This is a genomic window from Mycobacterium sp. E2497, from assembly GCF_001668695.1.
Lineage (GTDB): Bacteria > Actinomycetota > Actinomycetes > Mycobacteriales > Mycobacteriaceae > Mycobacterium.
Map to the genome: position 1 here is coordinate 1 of NZ_LZKD01000070.1, position 14,629 is coordinate 14,629.

The following is a 14,629-nucleotide window of genomic DNA, read 5'->3' on the forward strand; positions in this document are numbered from 1 at the left end:
AACCACCGCCGCCCGAGGTCAGCGCGGCGGTGAAACGGACCTCCGGAATGCCGAGAGTCTCCATGAAATCGCCGGTGTCCATCTTGTCGGTGTAGCCGGCTGTCGCGCCTGAATAGTAGGCGAAACCGTCGATGTCGCGCACGGACAGTCCGGCGTCCGCGCACGCGGCGAGTATCGCCTCACCGGCGATTTCATGGAGACTCTCGGCATTCCGGAGGTCCGTTTCACCGCCGCGCTGACCTCGGGCGGCGGTGGTTCGGCGGGGGCGATCGGGCTGGCCAGAGCCGCCATCGTCGCCGGCGATGCTTCCGTGGTCGTCACCGTGATGGCGCTGCAGCAGTCGAAACAGCGTCTGGGATCGGTGTTCTCGGCGATTGCGCCCGATCCGGTCAACTCGTTCCTACAGCCCTCAGGCCTGTTCGGCCCCGGCCAGCTGATGTCGGTGTTGGCGCGTCGGCACATGCATCTCTATGGCACGCGGCGCGAGGCTTTCGCCGAGATCGCGATCTCCACTCGCACCAATGCGCTCAACAGGCCCAAGGCCATTCATCGGAAGCCACTCACGCTCGAAGACTATTTCGATGCGCGGATGATCGCAGAGCCGTTGTGCCTCTACGACTTCTGCCAGGAGACCGACGGTGCCGTCGCGGTGATCACGACGAGCATGGACCGTGCCCGCGACCTACGCCAGCTACCCGTCCCCGTGGTCGCCACCGCCCACGGTGGAGTCAAGGAGTGGGGACGAGCATTCGCGTGGATGGGCATGCCCGACGAATACTTCGCCTCCTCCGGTAACAAGCCGATCGCTGACCGGCTCTACCGGCAGGCCGGAATCACCGCCTCCGACATCGATGTGGCGCTGCTCTACGACCACTTCACCCCGATGGTGGTGATGCAGCTCGAGGACTACGGGTTCTGCGAGAAGGGCGAGGGCGGCGCCTTCGTCGAGAGTGGGGCGATCCGCTACGACGGCGGCTCCATCCCGCTCAACCCGCACGGCGGGCAACTGTCGGAGGCCTACGTCATCGGAATGACCCACATCATGGAAGGGGTCGAGCAAATGCGCGGCACCGCGATCAACCAGGTGGCCGACGCGGAGCTCGCGCTGGTTACCGGGGGGCCGGCCAGCCTGCCGGTCAGCGGCCTGATCCTGGGGCGTGCGGCGTGAGCGCGCCGCCCGCCACGCTGGCGACCCCCCTGCCGGGGGAACACGTCCGGATCGCCGTCAATAAGGACACCGAACCGTTCTGGCAGGCAGCGAAGGAAGGTCGGCTGGTCGCGCCGCAGTGCGCCGAATGCGGCACCTTCCGGCTGCCGCCGACACCGTTCTGCCCCAACTGTCAGTCCACGGCGGTCAACTGGGTTCAGCTCAGTGGTGAGGCAACCGTCTACAGCTTCGCGGTCGTCCACGGGATCCCCGACGCACCCGAGCTGATCGTGGTGCCCGTGGTGGTAGACCTCCCCGACGCGCCGGGAGCCCGGCTCGTCAGCAACGTCGTCGACATCGCACCGACCGATGTGGCGATCGGAATGGCTCTGCACGTCGACTTTTCGCCCATCGCCGACGGCTGGATGCTGCCGGTGTTCCGGGCGGCCGACGTTCGGAAGGAGTGAGGCGCCGTGGCCGACGACGAGAGCGCATTCCATGAGAAGCCGCTCGAATTCTTCGCCAGCATCGCCAACACCGGCGGTGACTGCGACGGACAGGCGATCCTTCCCAAAAACGGGCACTTCCGCGCCACCTGTTCGTGCGGCAACTGGAGCGTCGAGGTCGACGACTCCGAAGAAGGTTTGAGATTGGCACGCATCCACACCGGCAGCTCGCCGGACTGACGCCAAGGGAGACAATCCGTGGGAAACCTCGAAGGCAAAGTCGCCTTCATCACCGGCGCCGCTCGAGGGCAGGGCCGCGCGCACGCCGTCCGCTTGGCCAGTGAAGGTGCCGACATCGTCGCGCTGGACATCTGTGCCGACATCGACTCGATGGACTATCCCAACGCGACGCCCGCCGAACTCGAGGAGACGGTCAAGCTCGTGGAGGACCGGGGCCGGCGAATCGTGGCCCGCCAAGCCGATGTTCGCGACGGCGACGCCGTCGACGCCGTGGTCCGCGACGGTGTCGACGAATTCGGCCGCCTGGATATCGTCGTGGCCAACGCCGGCATCGTGCGCCTCAGTGCAGGCTCGAATCGGCGGCAGATCTTCCGGGACATCATCGACGTGAACCTTGTCGGCGTGTGGAACACCGTGGAGGCGGCGATCCCCATCCTGATCGAAGGTGGCCGCGGCGGATCGATCGTCATCACAAGCTCAAGCGCCGGCCTGAAGGCCACCGGCACCGACCGCGCCGGTGGCCAGGCCTACGCCGCCGCCAAACGCGGGCTCGTCGGTTTGATGCAGGTATGGGCCAATCACCTTGGGCCGCACTCGATCCGGGTCAACACCATCCACCCGACCGGGGTGGCCACCGGCATGGTGATGAACGAAACGATGGCCAAGCTCTTCGAAGCCAACGACGAGACGCTGTCGGCCATGCAGAACGTCCTGCCCATACAGATCCTGCAACCCGAAGACGTCGCCGAAGCCGTCTCGTGGCTGGTATCCGACGCGGGCAGATTCATCACCGGAACCGCGTGGCCGCTCGACGCCGGCTTCGCGGTGCGATAGTCAAGGGACGGCGAAACACGTGACTACGTCGACTCTCGACGCCGCCCGCCCGGAAGTTTCGTTGCGGATCGGCGGTGAGAAACGGCATACCGCGTCCGGGGGCACGTACCAACACATCAACGCGTGCACCGGACTACCCGACGCCGAGATTCCGATGGCGGGTGCGGCCGAGATCAACGAGGCCGTCGAGGCGGCCCACAGTGCCTTTCTCGATTGGCGGAAGACCAATCCGGCCGAGCGTAGGCGCATTCTGCTGCGGTTTGCAGACTTGATCGAACAACACAGCGACGACTTCGTTCGCCTCGGGACGTTCGACAACGGCACCCCGTCGGGGATGGTGTCCGCGCTGGTAGCCATGTCCGTCGAGTGGACGCGCTACTACGGCGGCTGGGCGGACAAGATCACCAGCGATATCTCGGCCTCCTTCGGCACCCATGGTGAGTTCAGCTATACGCTGAGCCAGCCTTATGGCGTCATCGGTGTGATCATCACCTGGAACGGTCCGCTGATCTCGCTAGCCATGAAAGTGCCTGCGGCCCTTGCGGCCGGCAACACAGTAGTGATCAAGCCGTCCGAGCTCACCCCGTTCAGCGCCAACCTCTACGCCGATCTCGCTGCTGAAGCCGGGATACCTTCCGGCGTCGTCAACGTGGTTCCCGGATCCGCCGAAGCCGGATCGGCGCTCGTCGCGCATCCGCTCGTCAAAAAGATCACTTTCACCGGCGGCCCGGATACTGCGCGCAAGATACTCGCGACCTGCGCCGCGCAGATCAAGCCAGCGGTCATGGAGCTCGGTGGCAAATCCGGCAACATTGTCTTCGAGGACGCGAACCTCGACCTCGCCTGCGGTGTCGGGACGATGATGTCGGTAGGCCTGATGAGCGGTCAGGGGTGTGCCCTCCCGACCCGGATGATCGTGGCGCGATCGCTCTACGACGACGTCATCGCGCGCGTCTCGGCCATGGCTTCGGTGATCAAGGTGGGAGATCCCTTCCAGCCCGACACCATGGCCGGACCCATCGTGAACGCCGCAGCGCTGGAACGGATCACGGGCATGATCGAGCGCGCCAAGCAGGACGGCGCACGTTTGGTCACGGGCGGTGAACGTATCGGAGGCGACCTGGCGGACGGGTACTTCCTCCAGCCGACCGTGTTCGCCGACGTGGACCCTCTTTCCGAACTGGCGCAGCGAGAGGTCTTCGGCCCGGTGCTGTCGATCATCCCGTTCGACAACGAAGATGAAGCTATCGACATCGCGAACAGCACCCCGTATGGGCTGTCCGGGTATGTGTTCACGAACGACCTCAAACGCGCCCACCGTGTCGCAGAGGCACTCGAAACCGGAGAGGTGCTGATCAACGGCGCCATGAACCTGGCAGTACACCGACCTTTCGGCGGTTTCGGGATCAGCGGGATGGGCAAAGAAGGCGGCCGACAAGGGCTGGACGAGTTTCTGCGGACCAAGAGCGTCAGTATCGCCTGAACCTGATATGAGCGGAATCCCCTTGGGCACAACAGATTTTGGTCTGCATCCGCTGCACGGTATTCATGAGCCGACGCACGCGACGCCGCGACGACTGCCTGGCTCGGTGCGGCGGACCAGCTCCATCGACATGACACGCGATCCGGGCTCCATGGATCCGGTGTATCTGTCGGGCCGAGCACGCGACCTGCAGACGGCGCGCGACGGCACCACGACAGAGGCCGGCCGCGCCCGCCTGGAAGCGACGATCGAGATGATCGCCCGGGTCGTCCACCACCTCGAGGTCGAACCGGCCGTTGCCAACATGCACCTCGTCGGGGCGCCCGCGATGAGCGGCTTTCGCGCCGCGGTCGACAAGGCCGCACCCGAACTTCGGCACCGCCGGGACTTGCGCTATACGCTGCTCGACGACGTCCCGGTCGCCACGCTGGTCTCCGGACACGCGCTTTCGGCGTCCGGCGCTCTGGGCAACGCGACGAAGTCGGGTTACCTGCCGGTGGCCGATCAGTGCGCCGGCTTCGTCACCGGCGGCCTGCTGATGACCTCGTTCAAATCGGGCGACCCCGCTGTGGTGACAGGACCGACCGCCCCCGCCCTCGAGGATCCGGCCGATCCCCTCGCCTGGCACGACATGGCCCCGCTGCCCATTCACGGTATGCGGCGGCGACGAAGACTTGACGTGCACCAGGGATCGGATAGTCCAGCGATTTCGATCGATGCGATGTTCCGCGACAGTTACGTGGGCGTCGACGGCACCGAGACCATCATCCACGAGTACACCCTCGACGCATCGGCAGATGCCGACACCGGGATCATCCTGAGCTCGAAGGCGGTGCCCAGAGTGCTGCCCTGGCAGGAATGTCCCGGCGCCGTCGCAAGCGCAACGCAGATCCTCGGAATGCGATTGGACGAGTTGGGAATCCGGGTCCGTCAGGAACTGTTCGGCACATCAACCTGCACGCACCTCAACGATCTCCTGCGCAGCCTGGCCGATGCCGCGGCGCTGATCCCCCTATTACGCACCGCCTGAGTACCACCGACGAATGGAACGCGAATGCCCCTTTCCTTGAGTTTCGACGTCTCCGACGCCATCGGCAACGAACGGCTTACGCAAGCGGCGTGGGTCTTCCTCCCGGACCGGCCATCGGAAGCACCGGCGATACTGGTGTGCCTGGCGGGTGGGTTGTACGACAAGCACTACTGGCACATGGAGATACCCGGTCACACTGGGTACAGCTTCGGCGAGCACATGGCCGACGCGGGTTACATCGTCATCGCCGTGGATCACTTAGGCATCGGTGACAGTACCGATCCGACCGAGTCGGGTCCGGTAGGTCTGGCACTACTGGCCAGCGGTGACGCCGAGGTGGTACGCCAGATTCGGAAGGCGGCAGCCCAGGGGTCGTTGGTCGAGGGCATGCCACCGGTGAGGTTGCCCGTCGTCGGTGTCGGTCACTCCATGGGCTCGTGTCTCACCACAATGGTTCAAGCCCGCGACGGGGTCTATGACGCCGTCGCGCTGCTCGGGTACGGCGTGCAGATCACCAACGTCTACGCACACGATGCCGACGCCAATGGCCTGGAAGCCCGCATCCGACAGAACATCGCCATCGCCTGTGAATTTTCGGGCGCCCGGCCCGAAGACAGCCACACCATCGCCCCGCGGTCGAACCTAATCGACATGTTCTACGGCGGCGAGGTCCCTCTGGAGGTCATCGACGCGGACACAGCGGTGCAGAGCCGGGTGCCTCTTCGTGCGGCGGCAGAAGTCACCACTCCCGGGTTTGTCGAGCAGTACACACCGGGGATCGAGGTGCCAGTATTCCTCGCATTCGGAGCAGCTATCGACGTGTCACCCAACCCATATGGCGAACCGGTCAACTACACCGGCTCGTCGGACGTCACCCTGTACCTGGTGCCGAAGGCCGGACACTGCCACAACTTCGGTAGCCACCGCGCTGCGCTATGGGACCGCATCGCGGCATGGGTGCCGACGGTGGTGCCGGCGGCGCCAACGCAGGGGTAACCGTTCGTGGCGGCAGATGCCGCCGGTGGCTTACGCGCCCGTCGCCGAGGCGATGGCTTGCCCTTCCCGACGCCATACGGGTTCGACTGCAACGCAGCGGATTCCGGCAACACCGCGGTGAAAGGCATTGGCAGTACGCCTAGGGCGTCTTCTGCTGCGGCGACTCCGTCAACAGCGGCATCAATGCCGCTGCGACGTTCTCCACTTCTTCTAGTTCAAAGAGGATATCGAGCGCCTTTTCGTTGGTTTCGGCCGGCAACGCGGCGTCGGCATAGATCCGATACTTGTCTTTGACTTCATCATCGGTCATGCGCGTTGACGTTTCCCACGGATCACCCCAGGAGGAGTCGGCGCTGCCAACGAACTCGTTGCCCCCAGCGAGGATGCATACCTCGGTCGGCACGTTCTTGAACCGGCCGAAGGCGAGGGATTGTTCGAGGATCACCGGAGCGGTCGCGGGGTTGCCGGTCACCCGAACCCGCTCGGCAAAGGAAAGGATGCGGGGATCGGCTAAGGTTTCCGCCGACTGCCAGCTGGGGCCCAGATCGGAACCGTAAGCTGCCGCCGCAACGGCCATCGGGATACTGAATTGCAGGTCGATCGTGTTTTCGAGCCGGTAGTGGGCGCCGAGCCAATTCGCTGCGCGGTCAAACGTGCTCACCGTGACCTGCTCGATGTCTTCGACGTTCAGGTCGTGACGGGCTACCAGATCGTTGAACAACCAGACGGCAGGGTGCGCGTAGCGGCCACAAGCGTAGGGCTTGAGGGAGGTCTGGGAAACCTGCCATTGGCTCCCCAGGCCCGCGGTTAGTCGTTCTCGGTTCATTCCCAAGACGCCAAAGTTCTCCCAGAATGCCTCGGGCGCATCGAAGATGCCGTGTTCGCCGGTGAAGCCTTTGTGAGCTAGCAGCGCGGCCATGATGCCGCTCATGCCTTGGAACATGACCGGGGAGTACTTGAGCATGTGCTTGCCTGGTTGCGCCACGGGTGTATAGAACTGCCCGGTCCCGATGGGCGCTGTCCAGGCTGCCAGACCCAGGGCGTTGTCGTACTGCTCTCGATCGAAATTGAGCGTTTTACCCACCGCCGCCGCGACGCAGAAGCCGTACCAACCCAGATTTCCTGTAACAGAGGCTATTTCACCCGACGGTTTGAGCCGCATGAATTCCAGGGCCAAGCCCGCTCGGCACCCCACCTCGAAGCCGAGTGCTACTGCGGTGATTAACTGCCGCCCATCTAGCTGATGACCTTCCGCGAAGGCCAACGCTGGGAAGACCGCCGCGACTGCGGGGTGACTAAAGTTCAGGTAGGTATCGTCGGCGTCCAGATAGTTGCCGAAATACATGTTGGCCGAGCCCGCTGCCGCCACCGAGCATTTCAAGCCAGTTCCGACGATCGACGCTTGCGCGCCTCTGCCATCTCCCAACTCCATGGCGACCGATGCCGCAATGGCGGTGGCGTCATGGCGGCGCGCCCCGAGTGCGCAGCCGACGGTATCGGCGATCAACCGCTTGGTGTCATGAACGGCTTCGGCTGGCAGATCGCCGAATTCGGTGTCCTGAATGAGCGAGATCAACAGTTCGGTAGCTGATTCTGGTGCGGTCATGTCTTCCTCTGTTTGGCTAAAGTCGGCGGTCGCCTCGCGAACCGTCGTTTTCTACACCAGCTCTTTCTGCATCACCTTCAATTCGCGAGGACTCCGGATCGATGTTGCGCTGGAGCCTTATGCACGACTCGCGCCCCGCGACAATGAGTTTCGCCCACGATCGACCACGTCACAGACCCAGGTCGCGTCCGATGAGGTCCTTCATGATTTCGGTGGTACCGCCAAAGATGGTCATGATTCGGGTGTCGACATAATCGCGCGCGACGCGGTATTCGTTCATGTAGCCGTATCCACCGTGTAGCTGCAGGCATGCGTCGACCACCTTCTTGGCCAGCTCCGTGCACCACCACTTCGCCTTTGCCGCCTCAACCGCTGTCAACTCCTTGTCGAGTACCGCGCGCAGGCATCGGTCGATGTACTGTTCGGCAATCTCGAGCTCGGTATCAAGCTCGGCCATCACGAATCTGTTGTGTTGGAAGCTGCCAATGGGCTGACCAAAAGCTTTGCGGTCCTTGGCATACTGCAGCGTTTGGCGCCATGTCTCGCGGGCCGCGGAAACCGCCGAAATCGCGATCGATAACCGCTCCGAGGGCAGGTTGTGCATCAGGTGGTAGAAGCCGCGGCCCTCTTTGCCCAGCACGTTGGCCGCAGGCACCCGGACGTTATCGAAGTGCAACTCGGCAGTGTCTTGAGCGGGTAAACCCATCTTGTCCAGTTTGCGCCCCCGGGTGAATCCCGCCATGTCTCGCTCCACCACGAACAACGTGAATCCCTTGTGCCCCGCGTCGGGATCGGTCCGCGTTACCACTACGACGAGGTCGCAGTTGATGCCCGACGAAATGAAAGTCTTGGAGCCGTTGACAATCCAGTCGTCACCATCACGGACAGCGGAGGTCCGAATGCCGGCGAGATCACTGCCCGCCCCGGGCTCGGTCATCGCGACCGCGACGATCGTCTCACCACTGGCGATGCCTGGCAGCCATCGTTGCTTTTGTTCGTCGTTGGCCAGTGTTGCGAAATACGGCCCCACAACATCGTTTTGTAGCGTGAGTGCTGGGACGACGTTGCCGTAGCGCGACAGCTCCTCGTTGATGACGGCGTTGAAGCGGAAGTCGTCCGACCCGCCACCGCCGTATTCCTCGGGCAGGTTGAAACCGATGAGGCCGTATTTGCCGGCCGCCACATACGCCGATCGATCAACGATGCGCTGGCGCTCCCACTTCTCGGCGTTCGGCGCCACCTCACGCTCGATGTACTGCCGCGCGGTCTCTCGAAGCTGCTCGTGCTCGTCCTCGAGAATCAGGCGCTTCATCGTGACTCCATTCCCTTGCGCGTAAATCAGCTAAATGGTTAGCTGAATCGGATTGTATACGGCCGTGAAGGATCGGGGGCAACCGGCGGTCGAGCAAGCCCGTCGAGGAGGCCGGGGAACGGCGGACGACGTAGAATTGCGGACACGCGTCTGCGTCGGCGATTGGTTGGCGACCTACCAGTTCCTCGCCGATGCCGGCAAGACCCTCGAACTGTCAGAACTGTTCGCGTCTGACGCGATCTACCGGACCATTACGGGTACAGGCTCACCGACACCAAACGGGACAACGCGCCTCGACGTCACAACTAACCACCGCCTAACGGCAGTTTGGCGCGAAACGGCTGACAGGTGTGGTGGGCCGCCATGGCTGAGCCCGGCGGGCCGAGGGTAGCCCGTTGCCGCATCTGCCGCCGGTAGAACAATCGGCACAGATCGGCGTCGTGCCGGCCGTCATCGGCGAGGACGAACTCCTCCAAGGCTGCGTCCCCTTCGCGCCACGAAGTCGGGCGGTACCCGAGCAGTGGCTTCAACTCGTCGAGGTCGGCGTTTGTCAGCTCTGCTCCAACCTCGCTTTCCCGCTGCAGGTAACGAGCCAGCCGGTAGCCGATGCGCAACCGGTAGCGCAGGTACTCGTCTTCGGTGCTGGTGTTTCGCAGCATGTCCACGAGTTGTTGCTGGGCCGCCCCAACCTGGGTTGGCGTCGGCTCTGGCAGTACCGGCGGCTCCAAGTCGATGTCAAGGCGTTCCGCGAGCGCTTCGACGGCGTGCAGGTTTGTCTCGCTGCACCAATGCAGGTTGGTCATGTAGTCGGTGTCGAGCCGCGGGTTGGTCAGCGAGTTCCGGAATGCAAGTTCATTGGTGAGGGTGAACGCAATGTGGTGTAACTCGACGGCATCGATGTCGATGGGGTAGCCACCGGCGCGCTCGTACTCGGCGTAAAGCGTTGTGAAATCGCCGAAGTGCAGAACCGTGTCGCGCATGCGCGGTGCGGCAAGGTCCATCATCGGGTCGCCGATGTGGCCGATGTCGAAGTCAAGAATGACGACGAGCTTCCCGTCGAGTTGAAGCAGCTGGCCGGAGTCCCAGACGATGGCCGATTCGCGTCCCCGTGTATTGACAGGATTCCGGTGCAGCCAGCCAAGCATGAATTCCAGCAAGGGATTCGGTGCCGTCTTGCCGGCGCGGAAGAGGTCTTCGAACAGGCCCATGCCGAAGGCGCCGGCATCAGCGGTATTGGCGGCTCGTCGCACGCCGGCAGCAGCAAACGGTTCAATCGGAAGCCGATGGATCTGCGCCAGCGTCGCCATGTACTCGCGCATGACGGCATCGCGCTGCTCGGTCGTCAGGTCGTCGAATCCAGGCCTCCCAGGATGCCGGTCCATCACGTACGCCGGTAAGGAGTCGATCCAGCCGTGCACAGCCGGGACTTTGACGCCAAGGTCACTCATGGTCTTCTGCAACGCCATTTCGTGTTGTAGTCCGAACGGCATCGGTTGGTCGTCACCGCGCTCGCCGCGCACGAGCAGCTGCAAAGTCTGGCCGTCCCGATCGGCGTCCACCAGCCAGACCGGCCGCCAACGGGCCTGCCGCGTGATCACGGTGGCCTCCGCTCCCAGGTCATTGCGAATCCACTCCGCGATCGCGGCCTCTGCGCTCAACGATGACTCCTGGTGTGCTGGGGATGAAGTTCCGGCGGAAGCTCTCGGCAAGAATTGACGGTGGCTTGTTCCGACAAAAATATGATTATGTCGGACAATGTACACCGTAGGTTTTGTCCCACCGCGAGTCAACAATGTCGCGGCGCTCACCGTGCGCTGGTTAGGGTGGCTCGGATGACAGCACGCCCGACCAAACCCCGGGTTCCCCCGTGGGGTGCGGACCTGCCGGTCGACGAGGACCGCGCCCGTGAGCGACTCTTGGCGGCAGCCGACGAGTGCTATGCCGAAAAGGGTTTGGCACGGACCAGGATGGGCGACATCGCGAACAAGGCCGGCGTTCACCGGTCTACCGTGTACTACTACTTCGCCAACAAGGACGCACTCGTGGCGGCGTCGTTCGTGCGTGCCGTCGACGTTGCGCTCGAGGAGACTCAGGCGTGTTGGCAGACCGACGAGCCGTTCCTGGACCGCCTCCTGGCGGCGTGTCTGCGAGGCAACGAGATGGTCCGAAACTCGCCGACGATGCGTGCGTTCATGGCCGATGCGCAATCGCTCGGCGCAACGTTCCACGCGGTCGATGGCGCCGAGATATGGCGTGACAAACTCACCGCGACCCTGGGAGCGCGGTTGGCCCGCGCCTGCGCCGATGGTGAGGTCCGCAGTGACGTCGATCCCGCGATGATGGCCCGGTGGATCGTACGGGTGAACTTCAGTCTCATGTCCGAGCCCGCCAAACCCGCCGATGGCGGTGAGGAAGGGATCTTGCGGCACTTTCTGACCGCTTCGCTGAAGCCGCACCCGCGGGCGGACTGATCGATCGAGAGGATCTCCACGGGCAGCGCCCAGCCGGTGCCGCCCGGAGCGGTCCTCCGCGCGCGAATCGGGCAGTCGCGCAAAGCTCTTGGCGCGGATGACACCGCGGCCGTATACCCCTCGCACCGCGTGGGATCGCCGCTGGATGACCAGCCCGACAATATGTACTTCCTTGTCGGATACACGACAATAGTCTATAAAATGTAGTGTAGGTCACGTCGGCGTCGACGGAAGGCGAAACCTGTGCAGTCTGCATTGCCGCCCCCCAATGCCTCCTGGCTCGTGGAACTCAACGGTTGGATCGCCTTTGTGGCGATCGGCGCCATCCTCGGCTTCCGATGGCGTCGCAACAAGCGGCCGGACACCGCAGCACTGCTGTTCGTCAGTTGCTTCACCATGTGGTGGCAGGAGTTCTACGCCGACTGGGGTGCTTACCTTTACTACAATCCCAGCCTGATTCAACTCCCTTGGGGCCCAACAGCTCTAACGACTCCGATTAAGCCGCTTTACGTGCTCGCCGGGTATGGATGGTTCTACGCTGGTGCGTTCGGATTGATCCATGCCGTCTTCATGCGGTTTCGTTCGCGCTATCCGCACGTTCCCGTTTCCGCCGCGATCCTGTTGACTGCCGTCATCCCGTTCTTCGCGTGGAATCTGATCACCGCAGATGGGATCTCTTTCCTCACCAACTGGTATCAGTACCTCCACCCGCTCGGTCCGTCGATTCAAACCAGCAAGGGCGGCCTGCCGCTGATGTATCCCGCCTTTCCGTTCGTGATGTTCGCTCCGGCGGTGGTGTGGAGCCTGTATCGACGAGATGACTTCGGCAGGACCTGGTTTGAAGGGCTGCTTGGCGTGCCGGCCATGGTGCGCAGTTGGCGGCAACGGTTGCATCAGGTGCTCGCGTGGTGTCTGGCGATGAACGTGCTCTACGCGCTGACCCTGACCGTCCCGCTCGTGACGGTTCGAATCCTGTTTCTGCCAGATAATCAGTGGGTGCCTACTGGGAGGGCCCCGGTTGAGTTCGGTGTTGTACTTGCCGCAATCTGGGTCGTCGCGCTGGCGGGACTGGCTATTTACCTGGGTCGCTGGCGCCGCGGAGCCCCCGCGCTGTCGGGGACGGCGATGGGACCAGCGGCGGCAGAAGTCGGTAGCTAGTGTCGCGCGCCGAATTTTTCGACATAAGTGTTGAAAATGCGATAGGGTGCGACTGTCAGCGTATTTCCGGCGAAGGAGCGCATCGATGCAGAACTGGCCCACGATGCAACCCACCGGCTGGTTTCAGGTGGCGTGGAGCGCCGACCTGGAAATCGGTGAAGTGAAGCCCCTGCACTACTTCGGCCGTGACCTTGTCGCCTTCCGTGGGCACGACGGGCGCGTGTATGTCATGGATGCCCACTGTCGGCACCTCGGCGCCAACCTCGCCTACGGCGGATGCGTGGTCGAGGACGGCATCCAATGTCCGTTTCATGGCTGGGTGTGGAACGGCCAGGGGCGTAACGTCCGTATCCCCTACCAGGATCGTCCCAACAGGGGCCGACGGATCCGCTCCTATCCCGTCACCGAAATGAACGAATCGATATTCATCTGGCACGACACCGCGCGCCGAGAGCCGTTGTGGCAACTGCCGGCTGGTTTCGAGATGCTGGGAGATCACGTCGCCTCGCGCAGCTACCACCCGCTTAATGCGGTGTGCCGCACGCGGTCCCCGAACATCCATGTGCATCCACAGGTGATCGCCGAGAACGCGGTTGACCCACACCACTTCCGCTTCGTCCACCACACCCCAATCAGCCCAGTGGTGCTGCGCGAGTACACCGATACCTCGACCTGGTCGACGAAGGTGGGATTCGGCAGGCGGTGGGCAGATGGTGTAGATCGCCCCGACGACACCCTCAACACGATCGAGATCTATTGGTCGGGCATCGGGGTGAGTTTCAACGGTGAACACACCCGCGAGGGAATTCGGGTCATCTCCATCTGCACCACGCCCGTCGACGACGCGACCTCGGACATCTTCGCCGGCTACTGGATAGATGACGAAAGTGATGATTTCGCCGAGCGGCTCGCAGTAGCAAAACGCGCACTTCCGCAGGATATTCAGATCTGGGATCATCAGCAGTACATGAATCCACCGACACTCGCGACCAGTGAGGCGGCCGGCTTCAAGAAGCTTCGTGCGTGGTGCTCCAGCTTCTATCCCGACCACTACGCCGAAGCGGACAGCCTTGTCGGCTAGAGCGTCTGATGGCCCCGAAGGCCTTCGCAAGTCCGATCGCACGCGCGAGTCGATCCTGGACGCCGCGCGGATAGCGTTCGCCCGCAAGGGGTTCTCAGCCGTCACCATTCGTGACATCACCGACCTGTCGCAGATCAACCGGGCCAGCTTCTACTACTATTTTGCGGACAAAACCGAACTGTTCGTCGAATTGGGTACGGCGACCTACCGCGAAGCTCTGCACGTCGTGGAGTCTTTCGGCGAGCTGGACCACCCGCCGACCCAATCGGCCGTCCAGGGGTGGGTAAACAGCTACTTCTCGTATCTGGACCGCAACGGCGCCTTCGTCGTCCGCTCCGCCGACGACGCGCCGCAGGATCCGAAGTTTCGCGCGGCGGTAACCCGCGCCCACGGCCGAACGGCCACGGCCCTCGGCGAGCGTATCGCCAAGCTGTCGGCCCGACCGCCCGCGACCGAGCCCGTCGCTTTAGGGCTGTCGGTGATGGCGATGCTCGACCGCACCTGGTTGATGGTCCAACACAACGAGATTCCGTCGGCGTCACGAGACAGCGTGGTCAGCGCGCTGTCTGAAATGATCGCACGCTTACTGGGCGGTTGATCGTCCGAGCAGCTACAGCCGGCCCGCAACCCGTAATTCTGGATGCACCCACTCCGGCGATCGCTTCTCCTTGAAGGCGATGAACCCTTCGCGAGCCTCGGGACCATCGAGGCTGACCTTCATCCCGATGCGGTCGTAAAGACCAACGTAGTTGTCGAGACTGGACTTGATGAGGGCACGCGCCTGCGGCGCCGTCCGACAGCACTGGGCGAGAACGTCGCGCGCGG

The 14,629-nt window shown here is 63.4% G+C and carries 13 protein-coding genes and 2 pseudogenes; 11 read left to right on the forward strand and 4 right to left on the reverse strand.

The features are described 5' to 3' along the window. Positions 1-181 precede the first annotated feature (181 nt). The 7 genes and pseudogenes from A5713_RS05325 to A5713_RS05355 all read left to right on the forward strand — a co-directional run. Positions 182-1,168, forward strand: a pseudogene (locus tag A5713_RS05325) (thiolase); the annotation flags it as partial. Further along, positions 1,165-1,614 (forward strand): Zn-ribbon domain-containing OB-fold protein, encoded by a 450-nt coding sequence (locus A5713_RS05330; protein ID WP_068093325.1) that lies wholly within the window; start codon positions 1,165-1,167, stop codon positions 1,612-1,614. The pseudogene A5713_RS05325 and the gene A5713_RS05330, both read left to right, overlap by 4 nt. A 6-nt stretch (positions 1,615-1,620) precedes the next feature. Next, entirely contained in the window at positions 1,621-1,833 is a 213-nt protein-coding gene (locus A5713_RS05335; protein WP_068093329.1) for a hypothetical protein, read from the forward strand. Between the two features lie 18 nt (positions 1,834-1,851). Then, positions 1,852-2,667: a mycofactocin-coupled SDR family oxidoreductase gene (locus tag A5713_RS05340; protein WP_068093330.1), complete on the forward strand. Its 816-nt coding sequence runs from the start codon at positions 1,852-1,854 to the stop codon at positions 2,665-2,667. Between the two features lie 19 nt (positions 2,668-2,686). Then, entirely contained in the window at positions 2,687-4,150 is a 1,464-nt protein-coding gene (locus A5713_RS05345) for an aldehyde dehydrogenase (protein WP_068093333.1), read from the forward strand. 130 nt (positions 4,151-4,280) lie between these two features. Then, the gene (locus A5713_RS05350) at positions 4,281-5,180 is read left to right on the forward strand and encodes a DUF2889 domain-containing protein (protein WP_068093336.1); all 900 of its coding nucleotides are present in this window, start codon (positions 4,281-4,283) and stop codon (positions 5,178-5,180) included. Positions 5,181-5,204: 24 nt separating this feature from the next. Further along, entirely contained in the window at positions 5,205-6,176 is a 972-nt protein-coding gene (locus A5713_RS05355; RefSeq protein WP_068093340.1) for an alpha/beta hydrolase, read from the forward strand. Between the two features lie 139 nt (positions 6,177-6,315). On the opposite strand, the gene A5713_RS05360 is transcribed toward A5713_RS05355, so the two are convergent. The 3 genes from A5713_RS05360 to A5713_RS05370 all read right to left on the reverse strand — a co-directional run bounded on the left by A5713_RS05360 (position 6,316) and on the right by A5713_RS05370 (position 10,752). Further along, entirely contained in the window at positions 6,316-7,782 is a 1,467-nt protein-coding gene (locus A5713_RS05360; protein WP_068093342.1) for an MmgE/PrpD family protein, read from the reverse strand. A 169-nt stretch (positions 7,783-7,951) separates the two neighbouring features. Further along, complete coding sequence (locus tag A5713_RS05365; protein WP_068093344.1) at positions 7,952-9,094, reverse strand: acyl-CoA dehydrogenase family protein; 1,143 nt, start codon at positions 9,092-9,094, stop codon at positions 7,952-7,954. 305 nt (positions 9,095-9,399) lie between these two features. Next, the gene (locus A5713_RS05370) at positions 9,400-10,752 is read right to left on the reverse strand and encodes a phosphotransferase (RefSeq protein ID WP_156751759.1); all 1,353 of its coding nucleotides are present in this window, start codon (positions 10,750-10,752) and stop codon (positions 9,400-9,402) included. Positions 10,753-10,926: 174 nt separating this feature from the next. On the opposite strand from A5713_RS05370, the gene A5713_RS05375 reads away from it, so the two are divergent. The 4 genes from A5713_RS05375 (at position 10,927) to A5713_RS05390 (ending at position 14,402) form a co-directional block, all read left to right on the forward strand. Further along, entirely contained in the window at positions 10,927-11,565 is a 639-nt protein-coding gene (locus tag A5713_RS05375; RefSeq protein WP_068093350.1) for a TetR/AcrR family transcriptional regulator, read from the forward strand. 243 nt (positions 11,566-11,808) lie between these two features. Continuing rightward, on the forward strand, positions 11,809-12,723 hold the full coding sequence (locus tag A5713_RS05380; protein ID WP_231980257.1) for a hypothetical protein: 915 nt from the start codon (positions 11,809-11,811) through the stop codon (positions 12,721-12,723). 85 nt (positions 12,724-12,808) lie between these two features. Continuing rightward, on the forward strand, positions 12,809-13,804 hold the full coding sequence (locus tag A5713_RS05385) for a Rieske 2Fe-2S domain-containing protein (protein ID WP_068093356.1): 996 nt from the start codon (positions 12,809-12,811) through the stop codon (positions 13,802-13,804). Beyond that, entirely contained in the window at positions 13,794-14,402 is a 609-nt protein-coding gene (locus A5713_RS05390; protein ID WP_068093359.1) for a TetR/AcrR family transcriptional regulator, read from the forward strand. The genes A5713_RS05385 and A5713_RS05390 overlap by 11 nt, the downstream gene beginning before the upstream one ends. Positions 14,403-14,414: 12 nt before the next feature. Here A5713_RS05390 and A5713_RS05395 read toward each other — a convergent pair. Further along, a pseudogene (locus A5713_RS05395) lies at positions 14,415-14,629 on the reverse strand (enoyl-CoA hydratase/isomerase family protein); the annotation flags it as partial.